1 protein-coding gene is annotated in these 1,111 nt (G+C 55.4%); it reads right to left on the bottom strand.

Features of this window, described 5'->3' with window-relative positions; all coding sequences use genetic code 11:
* Positions 1 to 222 precede the first annotated feature (222 nt).
* Positions 223 to 1,038, bottom strand: coding sequence for an IS5 family transposase (locus NDI54_RS21380; RefSeq protein WP_310898330.1), 816 nt, complete (start codon positions 1,036 to 1,038; stop codon positions 223 to 225).
* Between the last annotated feature and the right edge of the window lie 73 nt (positions 1,039 to 1,111).

The following is a 1,111-nucleotide window of genomic DNA, read 5'->3' as shown; positions in this document are numbered from 1 at the left end:
TGTACTGTTGAACGCAAGACAGCGGCGTGATTGAAATTTTGACATGCAGATTTCTGCCAGTATCAACCCTTTGTCGGCATAATCTGAGACCAGACGATTCAATTTCAGGTCTCCTTCTCGGTATTCAAACATCAGATTCATGTCATACCGCAAGTAGTACGAAGTGGACGATGGCGATGCCTCTCCCGGATACGTCCGGAGAAAGGGCGCAGGCGGCGAGCCCTAACTCGCCGCCTGCGCGAGGTTATGCACTATGCACTTGCGCGTAAGCTCCCGGAACTGGCCATGCCAGCTCCGGGAGCGGATTTCGTCGCCGTCGTCTTTCAGCATCGCAAACACGGTCTCACTCATTGAGCGCTGATTGTAGACATCATCGTCAATTCTGGCGTTGTGAGCCTTCTTCAGTGCGTTTTGCTCACAATGTTTGATTACTGGTCGCGTGGATGCGTCACGACAAGCCTCCCGGAGATCGCTCCACGAGTACATCTTGTCGGCCAGCAGTGCCTGCAGGTCTTCGGCGTTGCGCCGAAAGACCTGCAGTCCGATATGGCCGTCATAGGCTTTCTTCGTCGTGAAATGGGCATCGATGATAGCAAGCGACTCCGTATCAACGAGCAGCGTTGTCTTCATTGCGTTGAACGAGTAGCCGACACGGTTGCGGTAGTGTGAGCTTGCCTGATCTCGCTGGAAGCCGCTTGCGTCGATTGACGCCGTCCCCGAGAGCCCCGCCTGCTCCGCTGACTGGCGGAGCAGGCGGCGCAACTCTTGCATCGGAAATTCGCCGTCCCACACGCTGAACGACGAGTAATCAGGGGATTTCTCAAGGTCGAATACATCAAGAATTCCCGGCATCTCGTTCAGATAGTCCTCAAGCTTTCGGAGTGGCTTGTTAATTTCTTCCTTGAGCAGAAGGAGCGCGATTTTCGTTGATTTGGCGTACCCGTCCGCGCCATCCGGCGCGGCGGGTACGTCTGGCTCTTCTACGTGGTTCGTGGCAAAGTCTCGAAACGTCTGTGCAAGGTTCCTGAGACGCCCCATATCGCCAGACGGCGTCCAATTCCCCTGAAATCAGCGATACAATCCGCAGACGGCGTCGGCGTTCAACGGAGCA

The organism is Haloarcula terrestris, assembly GCF_031624315.1.
Classification (GTDB): domain Archaea; phylum Halobacteriota; class Halobacteria; order Halobacteriales; family Haloarculaceae; genus Haloarcula; species Haloarcula terrestris.
This window is presented reverse-complemented; position numbering and strand designations above follow the sequence as displayed.

Excerpts from the sequence above, each read along its gene's own strand:
- NDI54_RS21380 (WP_310898330.1), bottom strand. The coding sequence starts at position 1,038 with ATGGGGCGTCTCAGGAACCTTGCACAGACGTTTCGAGACTTTGCCACG.